This window comes from Pseudobutyrivibrio sp. UC1225 (assembly GCF_900115215.1).
Classification (GTDB): domain Bacteria; phylum Bacillota; class Clostridia; order Lachnospirales; family Lachnospiraceae; genus Pseudobutyrivibrio.
On sequence record NZ_FOVQ01000003.1, the window covers coordinates 217,702 to 238,869 of the forward strand.

Annotated in this window: 19 protein-coding genes; 18 read left to right on the plus strand and 1 reads right to left on the minus strand. The window is 42.1% G+C overall.

Annotated features, from left to right (window positions below):
• Window positions 1-3 precede the first annotated feature (3 nt).
• Complete coding sequence (locus tag BMZ41_RS06095) at window positions 4-1,383, minus strand: ABC transporter substrate-binding protein (RefSeq protein WP_090527701.1); 1,380 nt, start codon at window positions 1,381-1,383, stop codon at window positions 4-6.
• Window positions 1,384-1,453: 70 nt separating this feature from the next.
• On the opposite strand from BMZ41_RS06095, the gene BMZ41_RS06100 reads away from it, so the two are divergent.
• The 18 genes from BMZ41_RS06100 to BMZ41_RS06185 all read left to right on the plus strand — a co-directional run bounded on the left by BMZ41_RS06100 (window position 1,454) and on the right by BMZ41_RS06185 (window position 21,167).
• Complete coding sequence (locus BMZ41_RS06100) at window positions 1,454-2,188, plus strand: ComF family protein (protein WP_090527704.1); 735 nt, start codon at window positions 1,454-1,456, stop codon at window positions 2,186-2,188.
• An 18-nt stretch (window positions 2,189-2,206) separates the two neighbouring features.
• A complete protein-coding gene (locus BMZ41_RS06105; RefSeq protein ID WP_090171237.1) occupies window positions 2,207-2,608 on the plus strand; it encodes a flagellar protein in 402 nt (133 codons plus the stop codon).
• Window positions 2,609-2,726: 118 nt separating this feature from the next.
• Window positions 2,727-3,179: a hypothetical protein gene (locus BMZ41_RS06110; RefSeq protein ID WP_090171240.1), complete on the plus strand. Its 453-nt coding sequence runs from the start codon at window positions 2,727-2,729 to the stop codon at window positions 3,177-3,179.
• Window positions 3,180-4,091 (plus strand): hypothetical protein, encoded by a 912-nt coding sequence (locus tag BMZ41_RS06115; RefSeq protein WP_090171242.1) that lies wholly within the window; start codon window positions 3,180-3,182, stop codon window positions 4,089-4,091.
• A gap of 30 nt (window positions 4,092-4,121) precedes the next feature.
• The gene (cdaA, locus tag BMZ41_RS06120; RefSeq protein WP_242870724.1) at window positions 4,122-4,988 is read left to right on the plus strand and encodes a diadenylate cyclase CdaA; all 867 of its coding nucleotides are present in this window, start codon (window positions 4,122-4,124) and stop codon (window positions 4,986-4,988) included.
• Window positions 4,989-6,236 carry a CdaR family protein gene (locus BMZ41_RS06125; protein ID WP_090527707.1) on the plus strand — a complete coding sequence of 416 codons (1,248 nt, stop codon included), beginning with the start codon at window positions 4,989-4,991 and terminating at the stop codon, window positions 6,234-6,236.
• 38 nt (window positions 6,237-6,274) lie between these two features.
• Complete coding sequence (glmM, locus tag BMZ41_RS06130; RefSeq protein ID WP_090171248.1) at window positions 6,275-7,624, plus strand: phosphoglucosamine mutase; 1,350 nt, start codon at window positions 6,275-6,277, stop codon at window positions 7,622-7,624.
• A gap of 36 nt (window positions 7,625-7,660) precedes the next feature.
• The gene (locus BMZ41_RS06135) at window positions 7,661-7,927 is read left to right on the plus strand and encodes an HPr family phosphocarrier protein (RefSeq protein ID WP_090527710.1); all 267 of its coding nucleotides are present in this window, start codon (window positions 7,661-7,663) and stop codon (window positions 7,925-7,927) included.
• A 27-nt stretch (window positions 7,928-7,954) separates the two neighbouring features.
• Window positions 7,955-9,643 carry a 2-isopropylmalate synthase gene (leuA, locus tag BMZ41_RS06140; protein WP_090527712.1) on the plus strand — a complete coding sequence of 563 codons (1,689 nt, stop codon included), beginning with the start codon at window positions 7,955-7,957 and terminating at the stop codon, window positions 9,641-9,643.
• A gap of 20 nt (window positions 9,644-9,663) precedes the next feature.
• Entirely contained in the window at window positions 9,664-10,749 is a 1,086-nt protein-coding gene (gene rfbB, locus BMZ41_RS06145; protein WP_090527714.1) for a dTDP-glucose 4,6-dehydratase, read from the plus strand.
• Window position 10,750: 1 nt separating this feature from the next.
• A complete protein-coding gene (gene glf / locus BMZ41_RS06150) occupies window positions 10,751-11,899 on the plus strand; it encodes a UDP-galactopyranose mutase (RefSeq protein WP_090527717.1) in 1,149 nt (382 codons plus the stop codon).
• 29 nt (window positions 11,900-11,928) lie between these two features.
• The gene (locus BMZ41_RS06155; protein ID WP_177184162.1) at window positions 11,929-14,529 is read left to right on the plus strand and encodes a glycoside hydrolase family 25 protein; all 2,601 of its coding nucleotides are present in this window, start codon (window positions 11,929-11,931) and stop codon (window positions 14,527-14,529) included.
• A gap of 19 nt (window positions 14,530-14,548) precedes the next feature.
• Window positions 14,549-15,934, plus strand: a complete 1,386-nt coding sequence (locus BMZ41_RS06160; protein ID WP_090167115.1) for a sugar transferase — start codon at window positions 14,549-14,551, stop codon at window positions 15,932-15,934.
• Window positions 15,921-17,141 (plus strand): glycosyltransferase family 4 protein, encoded by a 1,221-nt coding sequence (locus BMZ41_RS06165; protein WP_090167113.1) that lies wholly within the window; start codon window positions 15,921-15,923, stop codon window positions 17,139-17,141. The genes BMZ41_RS06160 and BMZ41_RS06165 overlap by 14 nt, the downstream gene beginning before the upstream one ends.
• On the plus strand, window positions 17,119-18,207 hold the full coding sequence (locus BMZ41_RS06170) for a glycosyltransferase family 4 protein (protein WP_090527723.1): 1,089 nt from the start codon (window positions 17,119-17,121) through the stop codon (window positions 18,205-18,207). Before BMZ41_RS06165 ends, BMZ41_RS06170 begins: the two co-directional genes overlap by 23 nt.
• A complete protein-coding gene (locus BMZ41_RS06175) occupies window positions 18,179-19,543 on the plus strand; it encodes a lipopolysaccharide biosynthesis protein (RefSeq protein ID WP_090527726.1) in 1,365 nt (454 codons plus the stop codon). The genes BMZ41_RS06170 and BMZ41_RS06175 overlap by 29 nt, the downstream gene beginning before the upstream one ends.
• A gap of 73 nt (window positions 19,544-19,616) precedes the next feature.
• Window positions 19,617-20,504, plus strand: coding sequence for a formyltransferase family protein (locus BMZ41_RS06180; protein WP_207646137.1), 888 nt, complete (start codon window positions 19,617-19,619; stop codon window positions 20,502-20,504).
• A complete protein-coding gene (locus BMZ41_RS06185) occupies window positions 20,505-21,167 on the plus strand; it encodes a PIG-L deacetylase family protein (RefSeq protein WP_090527729.1) in 663 nt (220 codons plus the stop codon). It begins immediately after the preceding gene.
• Window position 21,168 lies beyond the last annotated feature (1 nt).

The following is a 21,168-nucleotide window of genomic DNA, read 5'->3' on the forward strand; positions in this document are numbered from 1 at the left end:
AAATTATTCTTCCCCCGAAGCAGTGTACCTTGTGGTAGTACTGCCATATTCATAAGTATCAAGGAATTCGTTAAGCTCCTTGAAAGACTTTGGAAATTCCATTTCGAATTTCTCTGCGATTGTTCCGTTGTAAAGCTTAACGGCGTCATCACCATCGCCTGAACCAATCTTTATTGATGAAATCTCATCACCGTTGAAGACCTTAACAGCCTTCTTTCCAGCTGCATAACCGAGAGTGTAAGGATCCTGGAAAAGTGTAACGAGAGCATGCTCGCCAACTTCAGTATCACCAGCAACTACAGTAACACCAGCTGCGGTTGTAATATTTCCGATAGTTTCCATCTCGCTTGAAAGAGTGCTTCCATAAGGAATATAAATAGCGGAACACTCATTGCAAACTTCTGAAATAAGCTCTTCAAGAGTAGGAACTGTTTCCTCTTCCTCATTAGAAGACTTTGAATCTTTAGTTGATTTGTCAGTAGTATCTTTTGCTTCTGCACTCTCATCTTCAGAAACTTCTTCAGTAACAGGAAGGACCTTTCCTCCCTCCCAGAATTCAGAAACTAAAGCAACTCTAGTAGATGAAGTAGAATTGAGACCTGGGTCTGCGCTGTCATCTAGAGAGATAATATCGTTATTCATGCCCTGCTTAGCCGAGAAAGCAACGTACTTGCTGGCTGAAAGAGCTGTAGAGTTCTGCTCCTCTTCACTACTAATAGAAGTTTCTACTGGAGATGGAATCAAATATTCCTTCCAAGGGATGCCTGCCTGATTTAAGTAGGCCTCGAAAATCTCATTCTGATAGATGGCATCAGTATCATCTGCTGAGAAGAGAATTCCAACTGTCTGTAAATCCTTTGTAGCCTCTATCATCAGTGAAACCTGATCAACGATGCTTGGCTTACTGCTGACACCTGTAACATTAGTGCCTGTAGTCTTGTCCCAAGATTTACCATTAAGGCTGGCAATTCGAAGTGTGCCCTTAAAATCTACAATGCCTGTGGCAACGATAGGAATAATCTCTGTGCCTTTCTTTGCAGAAAGAAGAGTGGATTTACCAGCTGTGAAAATCATATCTGGTGACTTTGAAATGGTATGAGCCACAAGCATGTCGCTGGAATTTTCTTCGTCAACAGCTTCTTTAGTGATTTTGAAATGGTGCTCTCCAAGATAATCTGTAAGACAATCTGTGAAGCCCTGAAGTAAAACCTGATTATAGGTATTGTCTTCTGATAAAAGGGCTGATATATTATAGCAATACGAATCATTTTCAGATTCATCTTTTACCTCATTAGCAGGCTGCTCAGCAGTCTTTTTTCCACAAGCGGTCATGGAAAATGCCATGGTTGCTATTAAAATCAAACTTAAAAATCGTTTTTTCATATTAAAATTCCTTTTTTATTTGGTTACTAAATTATATATGTAGTGATTTGTTTTTTTCAAGGAGTATTGAATGTATTTACATATAAAGAGTATTATAGCCCCCTTGTTAGGTGTATTGTATCCAAAACGATGCGTGGCTTGTGATAAAGTTTTATTAAAAATAGAAAAAGAAATTGGGTTTTGCGCTACCTGCAGTTCAAAAGTAAAGCTGGTTGGACCTGTTGCCTGCATGAAATGTGGCACCCCTATCTCAGATGATAGAGCGGAGTTTTGTAGAAATTGTGTTTGCACCACAAGAACCTTTATTCAAAACAAGGCAATCTACCAGTACACTGGGGATATGAAGGCCGCCATGTATCGTTTTAAATATGGAAACAGAAGGTGCTATGCCAAAACTTTTGCTAGACACGGCCTTTACTATTATGGAGACTGGATAAAGAAAAATGGAATCGAGGCAATAGTGCCTGTGCCTATGTATAAATATAAGGAAAAACGTCGAGGATATAATCAGGCAGCGGTATTTGCAAGGGCTTTGAGCGAGATTTCAGGTATCCCCATGGCTGATAAAATTGTGCAACGAGATAAAGATACTGAGGCAATGAAACAGTTAAATGCCATAAAAAGAAAGAAAAATCTGTTAAAAGCTTTTAGTTTGCAGGAAAATGATGTACAATTTAAAAAAGTGCTATTAGTTGATGATATTTACACAACTGGTACAACAATGGATGAAGTGGCTAAAGTGCTTAAGCAAGGGGGAATGGAACAGGTCTATGGCATGAGCATCTGCATTGGTGAGATGCAGTAAATTTAGGAGGTATCATCTATGGATGTGCGTAACTGTAAAACATGTGGAAGGTTGTTTAACTATTTAGGTGGCCCAAATATTTGTGAGGCTTGCCGCGCTGATATCGAGAAGAAGTTCCAGAATACCAAAGAGTATATCAGAGAGAATCCACGTGCTTCCATTCAGGAAATTTCTGATGCTAATGAGGTAACCACTAACCAGATTCGTCAGTGGATCCGTGAAGAGCGTCTTCAGTTTGCCGATGATTCTCCAGTTGGTATCGAGTGTGAAATCTGTGGGGCAACTATCAGAACAGGTAAATACTGTGAGAATTGCAAGAATAAGACAGCTGATGCTTTGTCTAAGTCTATTGAAAAGCCACAGGCTCCACCACCTCCAGTACAGAAGCCAAAGAAAGAGAACAAGATGCGCTTTATCTAAAATAAACTAAATCGATGTTTACACCTGCCGGGTAATCTCGGTAGGTGTTTTTTTTAGAAACTGTTTATGCTATACTGATTCTGAATTACTAGGTGTAGAAGACAGAGGATAATTGTTTATGATAAATGAAGATCGCGTCAAGCATATGACTGCTATGGCCATTTTCGAAAAGGAAATGGGTCATGAGTATCAGCCTATGCTTCGCTATTCTAAGAAAGAATATATTGCGCTTCATGGATGGGGAGGCTTCCTTGCAGGCACTCTTTTCTATGGTGTTATATATGCGGCCATTGTTTTATATCTGGTTAGCAACGTTCTTGAGAATATCACAACAATGTACATATTAATGATAGCTTTGGCAGGGCTGTTAGTATACGCAGCCTACATTATTATTCATGTTCACTCAGCCAGAGCAAGAGCAGCGAAGCGCTACAAGCGCGGCAAACGCCTTATCAAGGAGCTTGCAGTGAAATACTCAAAGCTCAATCATATGTACGAGGCAGAAGTGCAGCAGACACGCCCACTCCTTGCCAGAGATTACGACGATAAAAAAGGACTAGAGGAATTCTAAATGAACGCTTTTATTAGATTACGAGATGATGTACGAAGATTTGTACTTTCGAGAGAAATGCTTTTCTTAAAAATATGGAGCGCCCTGGTGGCATTTGTTGGTCTTATGTGTATCCGAGCTAATTTCGGTCACAATAAGCACATCAGTCAGATTTGGGTTTCCATTATTATCGCTTTCGTCTGTGCGTTTTTCCCTATTCAGGGAGTATCGCTCGTTCTTACAATTGTATTATTGATAGATTTGGTATCCCTTTCACCAATGGTTGCAGTGGTTGCACTTGGTTTGGTGGTAGTGGGTTACCTTGTTTGCGCTTATTTTAGAAGCAAGGTCACTTCTAATATGGTTACAGTGCCAATCTGCTATTCCTTTGGTGCGCCATATGTTATGTCACTGGCCACAGGCCTAATGTCAAATGTTAACGAGCTTACATCGGTTATTTGTGGCTCAGTTATCGCTTTTTATCTCCATGTTATTAAGGATAATACCACAGCTATCGTGGATGAGACTTCTGATGTTTCAGTGTTCTCACTTGTTCAGGAGCAGATGCTGAAGAATCGCATGTTCTGGTTTTTCATTATCGCCATGGCAGCTATGTTTTTGGTTGTTTACATGTTAAGACAGTCTAGCATAAATATGTCTTGGATGGTTGCTAATGCAGCAGGTGTTACTGTTGAATTCATCATTATGCTTGCAGGCTACCTACTCACCAGCCAGAAGGGTGAGATTCCGGGACTTATTTTGGGAAATATTCTAGTATTTGCAGTTGGATTCATTTTGAATTACTTCGTACTAGATTTGGATTATTCTCGAATCGAGAAGGTTCAGTTTGAGGATGATGATTATTATTACTACGTCACAGCTGTTCCAAAGATTCGTATTGCAGAAGAGGATAAGGAAGTTAAGAAAATATAAAACCCTTTAGGGTAGAAGGAAGGAAATCCGGTGGTTGATTTTGTAAACGCTGTTGATGCCTTCATCGATGATTATTTCAATGTAAATATTCCCGATGTTTCCATCACAGATGTAATCGAGGTTTTCATAATTGCATACTTTATGTACCACCTGCTGGTCTGGGTTAAGAACAGCCGCGTTTGGATGCTTATCCGAGGCGTGCTGATTATTATGCTGTTCTTCCTTATAGCAGCTATATTCCAGATGAACACCATCCTGTGGTTGGGTGAGAAGCTGGTTTCAGTTGCGGTGACGGTGCTTATTGTGGTGTTCCAGCCAGAGCTTCGTCGTGCACTTGAGCAGATTGGTCGCAGAAAGATAACATCACTGTTCACGTGGAATATTCTTAAGACAGGTGCAAAGAAATTCGACGATTCTACAATCGTAGGTCTTGTTACCGCCTGCTATGAGATGGGAGCTGTTAAGACAGGTGCCCTTATCGTGGTAGAAAAGGATATGCAGCTCACTGAGTTTGAGCGTACAGGTATTGGCATTGATGCAGTAGTCTCTAGACAGCTGCTTATCAATATATTTGAAAAGAACACTCCGCTTCACGATGGAGCTGTCATCGTTCGAGGGGACAGAGTAGTTTCGGCTACCTGCTACCTGCCACTGTCTGACAATATGGCTCTCTCAAAGGACCTTGGAACCAGACACAGAGCGGCAGTTGGAATCAGTGAAGTTTCAGATTCCCTCACAATTGTTGTTTCAGAGGAGACAGGTACTGTTTCTTACGCAAGAGAGGGACGCATCGTTCGCGATGTAAAGGAGGACGAGCTTATTGCAGAGCTCAAACGTCTCCAGAGTCCTGAGGAAGCAGTAGAGGCTTTCACACAAACTGAAAAGGAGGGCAAATAAATGCAGCAGAAAATAATTAATGCCCTCACAAAGAATGTAGGAATTAAGATTCTAGCAATCATATTCTCGTTCCTGCTTTGGCTTGTTGTTGTAAATATCGACGACCCTAAGCAGACACGAACATTCACCTCGGTTGTTACAGTCACAAATGAGGATGTGCTTACACAGGCAGGAAAGCTATACGAGATTAAGGATGGCGTAAATACAGTCAGCTTCAGAGTTACAGCAAAGCGTTCTATCATAGAGAAGCTTTCACCATCAGATTTCTCTGCAGTGGCTGATATGAACAATCTGGAAAATAGCGAGCGTGTGCCGGTTACAATCGCAGCCAAGTCATACGCAAACTACATCACTATTTCCAGCAGACAGAATTATCTGTACGTTAACCTTAAGGATTTAACGACAGAGAGATTCGTCATTAGTGCACAGACAAGCGGCACCCTTGAACCGGAGCTTGCAGTTGAGGAAGTTACCTGCAGCCCAACAGTTATCACTGTCACCGGTCCACAGGATATTGTGAATAAAATTGACACTGTAGTTGCTTCAGCCAACATCACAGGTGTTACAAGCAACTTCACAGAAAATGTTATTCCAAAGTTTTACGATGCAAAGGGCGAGACAGTAGATACATCACAGCTCAATATGTCAGTATCTACAGTAAGCGTCAGCGTTTCATTCGTAAATACGAAGGCAGTAGACATAGTGGTTAAGACAAGCGGAATTCTTTCCCCTGAGCTTACACTTGGAAGCATAAAGACAGATCCATCATCTGTAATGATTATTGGTGAGCCTAGCGCACTCAATGAAGTTAGCAACATCACCATTCCAGAAACAGTTATCAATCTGTCAAACCTTACAGGCTCATTTACAACATCAGTTGATATTTCATCTTATCTGCCTGATGGTGTACAGCTTGCAGAGGGCACCTCATCGAAGGTTGCAATTTATGTAACAATGTCTAACGAGACAGCGTCTACAATCAGTGTCCCAGCCGAGAATATCGAGCTGAAGGGTGTTCCTGAGGGACTGGCTGTTTCACTTGATGCCAAAGCAATCACCGTAGATATTTTCGGTACGGAGGAGGATTTGGCAGCACTTAAGGCTGAGAATGTTAAGGGCTACATCGATTGCTCAGGACTCAGTGTTGGCGAAGGCCAGAATGCAGTATTACAATTTGATAATTTTGATGGTATTACCATTCAAAATACATCTGTCACTGTTACAGTTATCGAGGCTACAAACAATTAGTCTCAGTAGGCAGTGATAAAAAGAAATGAGGATTAATAATGGGAAGATTATTTGGAACAGACGGAGTCAGAGGAGTAGCTGGCTCAGAGCTGACAATAGAGCTTGCATGTGCACTTGGACAGGCAGGCGCTTATGTACTTACTAAGGAAGCAAGCCACCAGCCTACAATCATTGTTGGCTGTGACACACGTATTTCAGGTACAATGCTTGCTTCTGCACTTATGGCAGGTATCTGCTCAGTTGGTGCAAACGCAGTATATGTTGGAGTTCTTCCAACACCTGCAATCGCTTACCTTACACGTAAGCACAAGGTTGATGCCGGCGTTGTTATTTCAGCCAGCCACAACCCAATGGAGTTTAATGGAATCAAGTTCTTCAACGGTGATGGCTTTAAGCTTTCAGATGAGCTTGAGGATGAGATTCAGGCCCTTATCGAATCAGACATGAAGGGAGTTAACCTTCCTACAGGTGCTGAGATTGGAAAGATTGAATACCGCTTCGACCTTGGTCGTGAGTATGTAGATTTCCTTAAGAAGACAGTTCCACTTGATTTATCAGGTTTAAAGATTGTTATAGACTGTGCAGAAGGTGCATCTTATCGCACAAGCGTCGCATGTCTCTCAGAGCTTGGCGCAGAGCTTATCACACTCCACAACAATCCAGATGGAACAAACATCAACAGCAACTGCGGAAGTACTCACATGGATGAGCTTAGAGCTCGTGTAGTTGCTGAGAATGCTCAGGTTGGTCTCGCATTTGATGGCGATGCCGACAGAATGCTTGCAGTAGATGAGAAGGGACGCCTTGTTGACGGTGACCAGATTATGGCAATCTGCGCAAAGCACATGAAGGACAATGGTACCCTCAAGAAGGATACCTGCGTTGTTACAGTAATGACAAACCTTGGCTTCACACTTATGGCTAAGGAGCAGGGAATCAACCTTGAAATCACAAAGGTTGGTGACAGATATGTATTAGAGAACATGCTTGCAAACGGATATAACATCGGTGGCGAGCAGAGTGGTCACGTTATCTTCTTAGATGACAACACCACAGGAGATGGATTACTTTCAGCACTTCACCTTCTCAAGGTTATCGTTGAGACAGGTAAGTCGCTTTCAGAGCTTGCTTCTATCATGGAGGTATTACCTCAGGCACTTGTAAATGCCAAGGTGCCAAACCACAAGAAGGAAAGCTACATGGAGTATCCTGAGATTGCAGATGCAATCAAGAAGCTTGAGGAGAAGTTCGCAGGCGAAGGCCGCGTGCTCATCCGCCCATCAGGCACAGAGCCACTTGTTCGTGTCATGATCGAGGGAAAGAATCAGGCTGAGATTGAGGCAGATGCAAAAGAATTAGCTGAGTTAATCACCAGCACAATGTTGTAATTAGGATTTTGGGATTATTTAGAGAATAGAATTTATATGGTTTCACAAAAAGTTAAGATTAGAAATGCGACGGGACTTCACCTACGCCCAGCGGGACTACTTTGCGAGATAGCCATGAAATATGGTTCTAAAGTTACATTTAAAACCAACGACAACTATGAAGCAAATGCAAAGTCGGTATTAAGCGTACTCGGAGCATGTGTTAAAAGCGGTGAAGAAATAGAATTACTCTGCGAAGGTGCAGACGAAAAGGAGGCTCTTGATGACCTTGTCTCATCTATTGAGGAAGGTCTTGGAGAATAAAGTTATATAGTTTTAGGAGGAAGAACAATGTTGAACTACAAGCGTTACAAAGCGAACCCAGTGTTACAGTTTCCAGAGCGTACTTGGCCAAACAAGCAGATTACCAAGGCTCCAATTTGGTGCTCAGTTGATCTACGTGACGGCAATCAGGCTCTCGTCGAACCAATGTCGGTTGACGAAAAAATGGAACTATTCGACCTCCTAATTAAGCTAGGCTTCAAAGAAATAGAGATAGGCTTTCCCGCAGCCAGTCAAATTGAATTTGATTTTTTAAGACAGTTAGTTGCTGAAAATAAGATTCCTGATGATGTAAAGGTTCAGGTACTTTCTCAGTGTAGAGAAGAATTAATCGACCGTACATTTGAGGCAATCAAAGGAATCAAAAATGTAATTTTCCACATTTACAATTCAACATCCACACTTCAGCGTGATGTTGTTTTCAACGCTGAAAAGGACGAGATTATTGAGATTGCCAAGAAGGGTACACAGATGGTTAAAGACCGTCTTGATAAATTTGATGGCAACTTACAGCTTGAATATTCGCCAGAGTCATTTACAGGTACAGAGGTAGAGTTTGCACTTGATATCTGTACAGCAGTGCAGGACACATGGAATAAAGCCACTCCTGCACCAATCATTTTCAATCTCCCTGCAACAGTGGAGATGAACACACCTAATGTTTACGCAGACCAGATAGAGTGGATGAGCACACACTTCAAGGACAGAGAAAACATCATCCTTTCAATTCATCCACATAATGACAGAGGAACAGGTGTTGCTATTACAGAGCTTGGACTTCTTGCTGGCGCAGACCGTGTAGAGGGAACACTTCTTGGAAACGGCGAGCGTACTGGTAACGTAGATATCCTTACAATCGCTTACAATATGTTCTCACAGGGTGTTAACCCAGAGCTTCACCTTGAGAATATCAAGGAAATCGTTGAGATTTGTGAGCGAGTTACAAAAATGCCTACAGACGCAAGACACCCATATGCAGGTGAGCTTGTGTTTACAGCATTCTCTGGTTCACACCAGGATGCTATTAATAAGGGCGTCCGCGCTATGAAGGATCGTCAGAATATGTTCTGGGAGGTTCCATATCTTCCAATCGATCCAGCAGATATCGGACGTAAGTACGAGCCTGTGGTTCGTATCAACAGCCAGTCTGGAAAGGGTGGCGTAGCCTTTGTTATGGATACAGTTTACGGCTACAAGCTTCCTAAGAAGATGCAGCGTGAGTTTGCCGATGTTGTTCAGTACATTTCTGAAAAGCAGGGCGGCGAGGTTACACCACAGCGCATTATGGAGGCATTCAAGTCTCAGTATCTTGAGAACAAGGAGCCACTTACTCTTGAATATGTTGTTATTCAGGATAGCAAAGAGACAGACGATACAGTTGCAGTCCTCGACTTCAGCTACAATGGAGAGAAATTCCATTCAGAGGCAGAAGGAAACGGACCTATCGATGCTGTTAAGCTTGCAATCAAGCAGTGTGTACCAGAGCTTGAGTTCACACTTATCGATTACACCGAGCATACACTTTCACAGGGACAGGGCTCAGGTGCAAAGGCTGCAGCATATATTGAAATGCGTGACGAGCGTCACGGCAACACAACATTCGGTGTTGGCGTAAGCTCAAATATTACAAGAGCATCTATCCGCAGTTTATTCTCTGCGTATAATAGATTAATTGCAAAAGCAAAAGATTACGTTTAAAAAGAAAGGAACATAAATTAATGAGAACTTATTTAGTAACAGGTGGAGCAGGTTTCATCGGCTCTAACTACATTCACTACATGTTTAAGAAGTATGACAACGAGATTAGAATCATCAACGTTGATAAGCTTACATACGCTGGTAACCTCGAGAACCTTAAGGACATCGAGAACCGTGACAACTACACATTTGTAAAGGCTGATATCTGCGACAAGGAAGCAATCAGAAAGATCTTCCAGGAGAACGATATCGACCGTGTAGTTCATTTCGCAGCAGAGTCTCACGTAGACCGTTCAATTGTTAACCCAGAAGTATTCGTTCAGACAAACGTACTTGGTACAGCTGTAATGCTCAACTGTGCTAAGGAAGCTTGGGAGCAGGAAGACGGCTCATTCAAGGAGGGAAAGAAGTTCCTTCACGTTTCTACAGACGAAGTTTATGGATCACTTCCAGATGACGATAACGCCTTCTTCTATGAGACAACTCCATACGATCCACATTCACCATACTCAGCTTCAAAGGCCAGCTCAGACATGCTTGTAAAGGCTTACATGGATACATATAAGTTCCCTGCAAACATTACAAACTGCTCTAACAACTATGGCCCTTACCAGTTCCCAGAGAAGCTCATTCCACTTATCATCAACAATGCGCTTCAGGGCAAGGATCTTCCAGTATACGGTGATGGAAAGAACGTACGTGACTGGTTATATGTAGAGGATCACGCTAAGGGAATCGATATGGTTCAAGAGCAGGGTAAGCTCTTCGAGACATACAACATTGGTGGTCACAACGAGAAGCAGAACATCCAGATTATCCACATCATCCTTGACACACTTCAGGAGATGCTTCCAGAGGGAGACCCACGTAAGGAGCTTGTATCAGAGAAGCTTATTAAGTATGTAACAGATAGAAAGGGTCATGACAGACGCTATGCTATCGCTCCAGATAAGATTAAGGCTGAAATCGGTTGGTATCCAGAGACATGCTTCGAGGAAGGCATCAAGAAGACAATCGCTTGGTTCTTCGAGCACGAGGATTGGATGAAGAATGTAACATCTGGTGACTATCAGAAGTACTATAACGATATGTATTCAGGAAAATAAAATGAAAAATTACGACTATCTTGTAGTCGGCGCGGGCCTCTTTGGTGCGACTTTCGCCCATGAGGCTCTCAAGCGTGGTAAGAGCGTTTTAGTTATTGACCGTAGAGACCACATTGCCGGCAATATTTACACAAAAGAAGAGGATGGAATTAATGTGCACGTTTATGGAGCACATATTTTCCATACCAGCGACAAGAAGATTTGGGATTATATGAACCAGTTCGCTGAGTTCAATAATTATATTAATTCCCCAGTTGCAGTTTATGGAGATGAGCTTTACAATCTCCCATTCAACATGAATACTTTCTCTAAGATGTGGGGAATCAAGACTCCAGCAGAGGCTAAGGCAAAGATTGCAGAGCAGATTAAGGAGCTCAATATCACAGAGCCTAAGAACCTTGAGGAGCAGGCACTTTCACTTGTTGGTACAGATGTTTACGAGAAGCTTATTAAGGGTTATACACAGAAGCAGTGGGGACGCCCATGTGACGAGCTTCCAGCCTTTATCATCAAGAGATTGCCACTCAGATTTACATACGATAACAACTATTTCAACGATAGATTCCAGGGAATCCCTATGGGTGGTTACACTCAGATTGTGGAGAAGATGCTTGAGGGCGCAGATGTTGTTCTCAGCCAGGATTATTTCGATATGGTTGGTGGCGTGGAGAACGCGCCCGAGTCAACAGAGGGCGAGCTCAACGATGGAACAAAGGTAAGCTGGGGCAAGCTTGTATTCACAGGTCAGATTGATGAATACTATGGTAGCTGCTACGGCGAGCTTGAGTATCGTTCTGTTCGTTTTGAGACAGAGAAACTTGATTGCGATAACTATCAGGGAAATGCAGTTGTAAATTATACAGCGGCAGATGTGCCTTACACACGTATTATCGAGCACAAGCATTTTGAGTTTGGACAGCAGCCTACTACCATTATTTCAAAGGAATATTCTTCTGAATGGCAGCCAGGTGTGGAGCCTTACTATCCAGTTAACAATGATAAGAACAATGCAGTTTACGAGGAGTACGCAAATCGTGCCAAAAGCGAGAAGAGTGTAATCTTCGGAGGACGCCTTGGTCAGTATAAATACTACGACATGGATAAGGTTGTAGCAGCAGCATTACAGTGTATTTCAGACAACATGGAGTAGACTAGAAGAATTATTGGGAGATGATGAATATGAGAGGAATATTGGAGAGCATACGATTTTTCTTTGCCACCAGCAAAGCAGCAAGAATTGCTTTGGCTGTAGTGGTGGGGGCTTCTGCACTTGGTGCAGGCGGCGCAGGAATCTATGCTATTATGCATGATGATGTCGAAGAGGTCGTTGAAGAAGTAGAAGTTGAGGAAGAGGCAGCCGCAGAGGACGTTTACATCCCAGCTTTCAAAAGCGTTGTACTCACTAGCGAATCCCTTGAAAAGGATTTGACAATCTATTTCTCAGATACAAATGACAATGCAATCACAGGAGTGCCTTTCCAGGTTAAGCTTTTAAAGCCATCTGCAGCAGAAGGACTTCAGACATACATTGATGAAATCACAAAAGTAGATTCAGATATTACTGAAATCATTGGTGAGGACGGTGATGTCAATGATATGTTACAGAATCGAAATGTTGATATCACAGTAACAGATGAAAATGGTGAAGTTGTTGATACTCAGAAGGGTCACATTAAGGACGATCCACTTTACCAGTTGATTCTTGATAAAGAGACAGCTATCCAGTCATACGCCATGGCAGTTAAGGAAGCCGATGGTCAGGTTTACACAGACGATGATGAGGATGGCGTAATTGCAGAGAAGGACATGGAGCCAGGTGATTATGTAGCTTGCCTCATGTACGATTTTGATAACGAAGAGATTTATGAGCCTTCAGATTTTGCAACTGCAGTCAATGTAAAGGACAAGGTTGAATTCAAGGTTCAGAAGGAAATCAAAAAGCAGATTAAGAAGGATGTGGCAGCCGAGGATAATCAGCCAAAAGAGGCAGCTCCTGTTGAAGCAGTCCTTCAGGATACAGTAGAGTATGTTGCTTCCAGCAAGGTTGAAAATGGTGGCTCAGCCAAGGGAATTAAGGGCTCTGAGATTGCAGCACCTAAGTCAACTAAGGGCACAAGCAAGGCAACTAAGAAGAGCGAGGTAAGAACTTCTGTAGTTCATAAGCTTAAGCAGGAAGTTAAGAACTTCAATATCACTGTTATATATAAAGCAGATGATAAGGAGCTTGGCAAAGAAACAGTAGCAGTTCCACAGAATACAGAAAAAACATTTGATGCTAAGACATTTGATGGTTATACACTTACTTCAGAGAAACAGTTAAAGGTAAAAGCAGACAAGGACAAGACTATTGAGTTCAAGTACAAGAAGAATGCACCTTCTCCAAGTCCAACTACAACACCAAGTGTGAGTCCAAGTCCAACAGCAACACCTAGCCCAACAGCTAGTCCATCACCTACAACAACACCGGATCCTACCAAGGAACCAACGAAGGAGCCTACGCAGGAGCCTACTAAGGAGCCAACAGCTACACCTAGCCCATCGGCTTCACCATCACCAACATCTGATCCAACACCAACACCGGAGAATCAGACTGGTGCAATTAATACAAGAAGACCTGTAGCTGTTTCTTTCACTACAAATAGATTTGTAACATTAGCTGCAAGAGTTCGTAAAATCGCAGCTAACACAGCAACAGAAGAAAAAGCTACTCTTGATATGAGCTACTCAAACGGTGTGTTTACTATTACAGCAACAACAAATGTTGGTTCAGTAACAGTAAATGGCACAGCTGTAACAATGAAGGATGGCAAGGGTACCTTCACAGTCACAAAAGATGGTGATTATACACTTGCAGGTGTTCCAACATGGTCAGATAAGGTAGCAGCAACAGATGCAGAAAAGCTTTCTGTTACATATACAGTTTCAGGTTATGGCACAGCATCTACAGAGAGACTTAAGGATAAGGAAGGTCATGAGCTTTTCCTTGATGAGGCTCTTACAAAGCCAGCTACAGTAGCAGATTATGCAGCAGATAAGACATACTATTTCAAGGCTGCAAACTATATTTACTACGGATGGCAGTCAATTGGTGGCGCAAGCTACTACTTTGATAAGAATGGAAACAAGGTTACTGGCGAGCAGGTAATCCAGGGTGTTAAGTATAACTTTGGACCTGACGGAGCTCTTCTTGTGAAGGGCACAGGTATTGATGTTTCTAAGTATCAGGGAAATATTGATTGGAATCAGGCTAAGTCAGCAGTAAGCTTTGCGATTATCCGTTGCGGATATCGTGGACAGACTGATGGACAGCTTCACGAAGACCCATACTTCTACAAGAACATGAAGGGAGCCAAGGCAGCAGGCGTTGCTACAGGTGTTTATATCTTCTCACGTGCTGTTAATGAGGCAGAAGCTGTACAGGAAGCATCAATGGCAGTTGCCATGGCAAACAGTGCAGGCGGATGCGCATATCCAATCTTTATCGATATGGAAGATACAGCAAGAGGCGGCGGATTGTCAGCAGAACAGCGTACTGCTATCGCAAATGCGTTTATTGCTACAGTTCAGTCTTCTGGATACAAGGCAGGTGTTTACTGCAGTAAGAACTGGATGAACCAGAGAATGAATGCGGGCGGAATCAACGGCTCAGCATATATCTGGATTGCTCAGTACAATACATCTTGTACATACGGCGGTAAGTATTCAATCTGGCAGTACTCGTCAAAAGGCTCTGTTCCTGGTATTAAGGGAAATGTTGATATGAATAAATCATTTTTCTAATAACTAAAGAGTAAATTATATGAACAAAGAAAATAATATTGAAACACAAAAAAAATTCTTTCGCTTTGCAAGTAGCGTGGTTTTAGTAGCAGTACTAGCCACGCTCTTTGGCGTTATGTGGTACATGAGATTACAGTACCTTATGAATCCGTATACAAGATTCCTTGGCAAAGGAAATTATTTGATGATTGCGCTGTATGGCGTTATCACCATACTTATGATTAATACCTTCAAGGGCTTTGGCATTGGAACAGGTCGTATTTCTATCCTTACCATGTCACAGGCTATTGCCATGGGCCTTGTAAATGTATTGGAATTCTTCATCATTATTTTGATGACAAGAATCAAATCTCTGATGTGGATTACACTTGGGTACATAATCGTTCTTACAGTGGCTGATGCGGTGGCAGTGCTTTTTGTTACTTACTTCAGCACCAAGCTTTACCGCATGATTTTTCCACCATTTTCAATCCTAAATATCTTTGGTGGATATGAAAATGATCTGGTTTGGAAGATGAATCAGCGTGCTGATAAGTACAGCATCACTGGTGAAATCAGCTGTAGAGAGCCAATTGAAAAGATCACAAAAGAGCTTGAGAATTACGATGCAGTTTTGATTAATGACGTTCCAGCAGAGACTAGAAACGATATCATCAAAGCATGTTTTGCCACAGGAAAGAGAGTATATTTCACACCTAAGATTTCAGATATTCTTATCAAGGGTTCAGACGAGGTAAATCTTTTCGATACACCACTTTATCTTTGCAAGAATGTTGGGATGGATGGAATTTCGGCAGCTATTAAGCGAGCAGGCGATATTTTGATTTCAGGAATTGGAATCATTCTTACATCACCAATTATGCTTGTTACAGCTATACTTATTCACAATTATGATGGCGGTCCAGCACTTTATAAACAGACTCGCTGCACCATTGGTGGAAAGGAATACAAGATTATGAAGTTCCGTTCCATGGTTATGGATGCGGAGAAGGATGGAAAGGCTCGCCTTGCCAGCGTAAATGATGACAGAATCACACCAATCGGACATTTCATCCGTGCTACTAGAATTGATGAGCTTCCACAGTTCTTCAATATCTTCAAGGGGGATATGTCAGTGGTAGGACCTCGTCCAGAGCGTCCAGAAATCATTGCTGAATACGTAAAGGAAGTACCTGAGTTTGCCTTCCGTACTCATGTAAAGGCTGGTCTTACAGGATATGCACAGGTTTACGGAAAGTACAACACCACCTCCTACGACAAGCTGAAGCTTGACATGATTTATTGTGAGAAATGTAGTGTACTTTTAGATATTCAGTTAATACTTATGACTTTGAGAGTTATTTTTACAAAGGAAGCCACAGAGGGTGTGGCTGAGGGAGAAACTAACGCAAATGTCCACAAGTAAAAAAGCATTAATGCACGCCCATACGGCGTACATGGTGACTCAATTTAATATCGACAATATTAAGATTTTGCAGGACCTGGGGTATACGGTAGATGTTGCCTGCTGTTGGCAGGATGACGACAGTGCCCTTAGCCCTGAGGCTATGAAGGAACGCCGCAAAAAGCTTGAAGATTTAGGATGTCGCGTCATTGAGACAGCCAGTCTGCGAAAGATTTTTAACATTGCAGAGCTGAGCAAAGCCTATCATCAGATTAAGACAGAGGTGGAGACTAATCAGTACGAGATAGTCCACACTCAGTCGCCAATAGGCGGTGTTATCTGTAGATTAGCCTGCAGAAAAGCTAGAAAGCTATATGGCACAAAGGTGATTTATGCAGCCCATGGCTTCCACTTTTTCAAGGGAGCACCACTTAAGAACTGGATGGTGTTCTACAATGTGGAAAAGTACTGTTCAAAATTTACAGACCTGTTGATAACCATCAACAAAGAAGATTATGACAACGCGAGAAAGTTCCATGCCAAGCAGGTGGCCTATATTCCTGGAGCAGGAGTAGACACCCACAAATTTGTGGCAAGCGAGGATGGCAGAAGCCGTGTTCGTAAGGAGCTTGGCATAGATGACGATACCATCGTCCTTCTATCGGTAGGAGAGCTTATTCACAGAAAGAACCATGGGGAGGTTCTTAGAGCTCTGAAAATCATGAAGGACAATGGCACACTTCTAACACCTGACAGTGACGAGCGCGTTCAGCCTAAATACAAGCTGAAATATCTCATTGCAGGTAGGGGTAAGATTCAACATGAATTAGAGGAGAGCATCAAGCATCTTGGGTTGCAGGATTATGTGCAATTACTCGGTTTTAGAAGAGATGTGGCAGATGTATTCGCAGCAAGCGATATCTACGTGTTCCCATCTCATCAGGAGGGGCTTCCTGTAGCCCTTATGGAGGCAATGTCTGTTGGCATGCCTGTTGTCTGCAGCAAAATCCGAGGCAACACTGATTTGATTCAGGATGGCGAAGGTGGATATCTCTTCGATTCAAAGGATGCCAAAACCTTAGTGACAGCACTGAATAAAGCCCTCGTAGACAACGAGGACAAGCGTAAGCAGATGGGTGCTGTGAACATCGAGACAATGAAAGAGTTTGATAAAGAGAAGGTTAATGAGATCATGAGGGGGATTTATGATAGTCTTACACATATCTAAGTCAAACAAATACTCTGGCATGGAGAATGTTGCTATAAACATCATGAAATCCATGCCTGAAGATATTCGCTGTGTGTATCTCACAGCAACAGGTTCAATAGAGACAAAGCTATTGGATAACAATATTGAATACATTGGCATGGAAAAGATTGATGAGAAGGCCATCAAGGAAGTCATTGATGAGCTTCATCCAGATATCATCCATGCCTATGAATATGATGTGAGTCTCATGTGTACAAAGGTTACAGATGAGATTCCAATCATCAGCCATCTTTATTCACTTCCAAAATGGGTAGAGAGAATTGGTCCTAGGGCTGTTGTATATGGCAGTGCCTGCAAGAGCTTTGCCAAAATCATTGTTCCTAACAAAGCAGTGGAAGAAAAGGCATGGTTTAAGGACAATATGGAGGGCAGGACTGCAGTTCTTGGGGTTCCTTTTAATGCTGTAGCAGTCTTTGAAAGAGGCTATGTGGCAGCCACAGAAATGTCAAAGGAGAAGCTGGAAGGCTTCAAATCAGACCTGCTTTTCGTAGGTTATCTTACAGAGGACAAGAACCCTTTGGAATTTATAAAAATCGTTAAAGAAGTAAGTAAGACACACCCTGATATCAAGGCGATTATTGTGGGTGGTGGAGATTTGGGCAGCGAGTGCCTGAAGCTTATTACAAAGCTTAATTTGTTAGATAATATAAAGATGGTGGGAATGCAGCATAACCCATACATTTACATGAATCAGACAAAAATTTTAGTAGCTCCATCCAAGTTCGAGGGCTTTGGAATGGCAGCTGTGGAGGCTATGGCCTTTGGTCGCCCAGTCCTTGCAAGTAAGGTGGGTGGATTTATGGTCACAGTTGATGATTGCTGCGGTAAGATTTGTGGAAACGACAAAAAGCCTCTTGATAAAGATGCTTTTGTTTCGAATATAGAAGAGCTCCTGGATAACAGCGAGATTTATCGCATGAAGTCTGACGGAGCCAGAAAACGTGCCAAAGCCATGAATAACTTTGACACATACATGGAAGAAGTAGTTAAGATTTATGAGGATGTTTACAAAACTGTTAAATAAGCTGAAAAGTGCAGATTTCATTTTGGTGACCATGTCTACTGTTGCCTGTTCTGCAATGTCTTTTATTTTCAGCGTTTACAATAAGTCGCTGGTAAGCTCCCATTTACTGGGAATCTATCAGACATGTTTGCTGGCGATGACCTATATGAATTATGCTCAGTTTGGTGTACTCAATGCCTACAACAGAGACTATCCACAGGCCTTGGGGCGCAAGGATATGACTGAAGCTGGCAAGCTGAAAAATACAGCCATGACCTTTATGCTTCTGGTTTACACAGCCATTTTTGTTGTATTTGAAGCATGGGTGCTGATTCATTATCGTGGCAGTATTGGCTCAGATACTGATGGAGCCAGATATGCCTTTGGTTATGCTCTTTGTCCTGTTCTCATTCTTTTAAAGAGCTTTGACGATATGTCAAATGCCACAGTGAGAATGAACGGACATTACAATAAATCAGCCATTATCGGATTTATCCGTACAGTGCTTGCACTTATCATTGGTGTGGCAGCTATCAACGTGGCAGGCTATTATGGACTTTACGCCATGACACTTTCATCGGCAGCACTTGGAATCATCATGTTTAGAAACGATGCATTCAAGGGTGCCAAGCTAAGCTTTGACTGGCCATATATGAAGCTGATGATTTTGGGAGGATTACCACTTCTCATTAACAGCCTCATTTGGACAATCGTTCAGTCAGTAGATAAGTTTGTTATTTTAGGATTTTTATCTACTGATGATTTGGGTGTATATTCAGTACCACTTATGGGATTTACCACAATGGTTCTGATTCCACAGACTATTTCACAGGTATTTTACATAAAGATTAGCCACCTTTACGGAGCAAATCACGATGAAAACGAAATGCTTGATAAGGCAGCGTACTTCAGCAGAATCACATCTGTTATTTCTGGTGCAGCCTGCTTATTCGTTTTCTATGTAATGCCTGTATTCGTACATTATTTCATGCCAATGTACACTGACGGAACAGCAGCTACACAGATTCTTGTTATCGGCGTAGCCATCTATGCCACAACAATGCTTTACGGAAATATCTTTTCGGTATTGAAGCTGAACAAATCACTTATAGCAAATTCAGTGGCACTGTGTATTTTTAACGCAGTATTCTCAAGCGCTTTAGTGTTGTTTGTAGATAGAAGTATAAACATGGTAGCAATCGGTACAGGATTATCCTATGCCCTTTACTCGCTACTACTTATGGTAAAGCTTGCTCACAGATTTAAGTATTCACTGGTAAAATTGCTTATCAACAGCTGGGGTCCAGCGGTGGCAATCATGGTGCCAGGTGTAGCAGTTTACATGCTGATGCGCTAGTGGGCTAAATTGACAAGAAAACCATTCTTAATTATTATAATATGATGCAAAAAATCGGCTAAAGAGGACAAAATTGAAACGTACATTATTTATAGGTTGTGTTGAAAGTTCATATGTATTATTGGAGGCTATGCTTGAAAAAGGCTACGTAGTTGATGGAATCATCACTATGGAAGAATCCAAAATAAATGCAGATTTTAAATCACTTGAGCCATTGGCTAAGGAATACAATATTCCTTGCATATGCACTAAGAACGTTAACGATGAAGAGACAGTAGGTTTTGCAAAGAAGATTAATCCAGAAGTAATTTATTGCTTCGGTTGGTCACGACTTATTGGAAAGGAATTATTAGCCCTTCCAAAATATGGTGTGGTAGGTTTCCACCCAGCAGCTCTTCCATGTAACAAGGGAAGACATCCACTTATTTGGGCATTGGTCCTTGGCCTTAAGAAGACTGCATCCACATTTTTTATTATGGATGAGGGAGCAGATACAGGCGATATTATCAGTCAGCGCGAGGTCTTTATTGATGAGAAGGATGACGCGCAGGATTTATATGACAAGGTTTTAGAGGTTGCAAAGGAGCAGGTTCTTACATTTACAAAGGAATTTGCAGAGGACAGAGTTCGACCTGTAAAGCAGGATCCAAATGCTGGAAACGCATGGCGTAAGCGTGGACGTATGGATGGTCAGATTGACTGGCGCATGTCTCCAAGAGCCATTTACAATTTAGTTCGAGGACTTACACGTCCTTATGTAGGTGCCCATTTTATGGCGGGCGAACAGGAGGTTAAGGTTTGGAAATGTGAGTATGAGCTCACAGATGAGTACGCGAACCTTGAGCCTGGTAAGATATTAAAGGTGAATTCACAGACTGATTTCGTTATCAAAGCATACGACGGAATCGTTCATATATTAGACAGCGACGCTGTCAGTTTAAAAGAAGGAGATTATCTCTAAATGAAGGTAATGGTTATTTCACCACATCCAGATGATGAGACTCTGGGCGCAGGTGGAACACTTTTGAAAATGAAAGCAGAAGGTCATCAGATTTTCTGGCTTAATATCACAAACATGAAGCCTGAGTATGGCTACAAGCCAGAACGCATCGCAGAACGCAATGCCGAGATTGAAAAGGTAAAGGAAGCCTATGGTTTTGATGGCTTTTACAATCTGGAGCTTGAGCCAGCAGGTGTGGACAAGATTGATTTAGGAAAATTCATTCCTATGCTTAAGGAAATATTTGAGGAGGTAAAGCCAGAGCTTTTACTTCTTCCATACCAGCATGATGTGCACTCAGATCATCGTGTGATTTTTGAGGCAGCATATTCCTGCACAAAGTCCTTCCGCGCACCTTATCTTAAGACTGTTCTTGCTATGGAGATTTTATCTGAGACAGATCAGGCTATGCAGGAAAATGGCTTCGTACCAAACGTGTTCGTGGACGTAACAGATTACATCGATAAGAAAATCGAAATCATGAACAACTATGAAAGTGAAATCACAGCCCCTCCATTCCCCAGAAATGCTGAGGCTATAAAGGGCTTGGCAGCCTACAGAGGCGCTACAGCTTACTATAATTATGCGGAGGCTTTTTATCTTATTAAAAGCCGTCTAGATTAGG

Coding starts and splice junctions, on each gene's coding strand:
- BMZ41_RS06095 (WP_090527701.1), bottom strand. CDS start 1,383: ATGAAAAAACGATTTTTAAGTTTGATTTTAATAGCAACCATGGCATTT.
- BMZ41_RS06100 (WP_090527704.1), top strand. CDS start 1,454: ATGTATTTACATATAAAGAGTATTATAGCCCCCTTGTTAGGTGTATTG.
- BMZ41_RS06105 (WP_090171237.1), top strand. CDS start 2,207: ATGGATGTGCGTAACTGTAAAACATGTGGAAGGTTGTTTAACTATTTA.
- BMZ41_RS06110 (WP_090171240.1), top strand. CDS start 2,727: ATGATAAATGAAGATCGCGTCAAGCATATGACTGCTATGGCCATTTTC.
- BMZ41_RS06115 (WP_090171242.1), top strand. CDS start 3,180: ATGAACGCTTTTATTAGATTACGAGATGATGTACGAAGATTTGTACTT.
- BMZ41_RS06125 (WP_090527707.1), top strand. CDS start 4,989: ATGCAGCAGAAAATAATTAATGCCCTCACAAAGAATGTAGGAATTAAG.
- glmM (WP_090171248.1), top strand. CDS start 6,275: ATGGGAAGATTATTTGGAACAGACGGAGTCAGAGGAGTAGCTGGCTCA.
- BMZ41_RS06135 (WP_090527710.1), top strand. CDS start 7,661: ATGGTTTCACAAAAAGTTAAGATTAGAAATGCGACGGGACTTCACCTA.
- leuA (WP_090527712.1), top strand. CDS start 7,955: ATGTTGAACTACAAGCGTTACAAAGCGAACCCAGTGTTACAGTTTCCA.
- rfbB (WP_090527714.1), top strand. CDS start 9,664: ATGAGAACTTATTTAGTAACAGGTGGAGCAGGTTTCATCGGCTCTAAC.
- glf (WP_090527717.1), top strand. CDS start 10,751: ATGAAAAATTACGACTATCTTGTAGTCGGCGCGGGCCTCTTTGGTGCG.
- BMZ41_RS06155 (WP_177184162.1), top strand. CDS start 11,929: ATGAGAGGAATATTGGAGAGCATACGATTTTTCTTTGCCACCAGCAAA.
- BMZ41_RS06160 (WP_090167115.1), top strand. CDS start 14,549: ATGAACAAAGAAAATAATATTGAAACACAAAAAAAATTCTTTCGCTTT.
- BMZ41_RS06165 (WP_090167113.1), top strand. CDS start 15,921: ATGTCCACAAGTAAAAAAGCATTAATGCACGCCCATACGGCGTACATG.
- BMZ41_RS06170 (WP_090527723.1), top strand. CDS start 17,119: ATGATAGTCTTACACATATCTAAGTCAAACAAATACTCTGGCATGGAG.
- BMZ41_RS06175 (WP_090527726.1), top strand. CDS start 18,179: ATGAGGATGTTTACAAAACTGTTAAATAAGCTGAAAAGTGCAGATTTC.
- BMZ41_RS06185 (WP_090527729.1), top strand. CDS start 20,505: ATGAAGGTAATGGTTATTTCACCACATCCAGATGATGAGACTCTGGGC.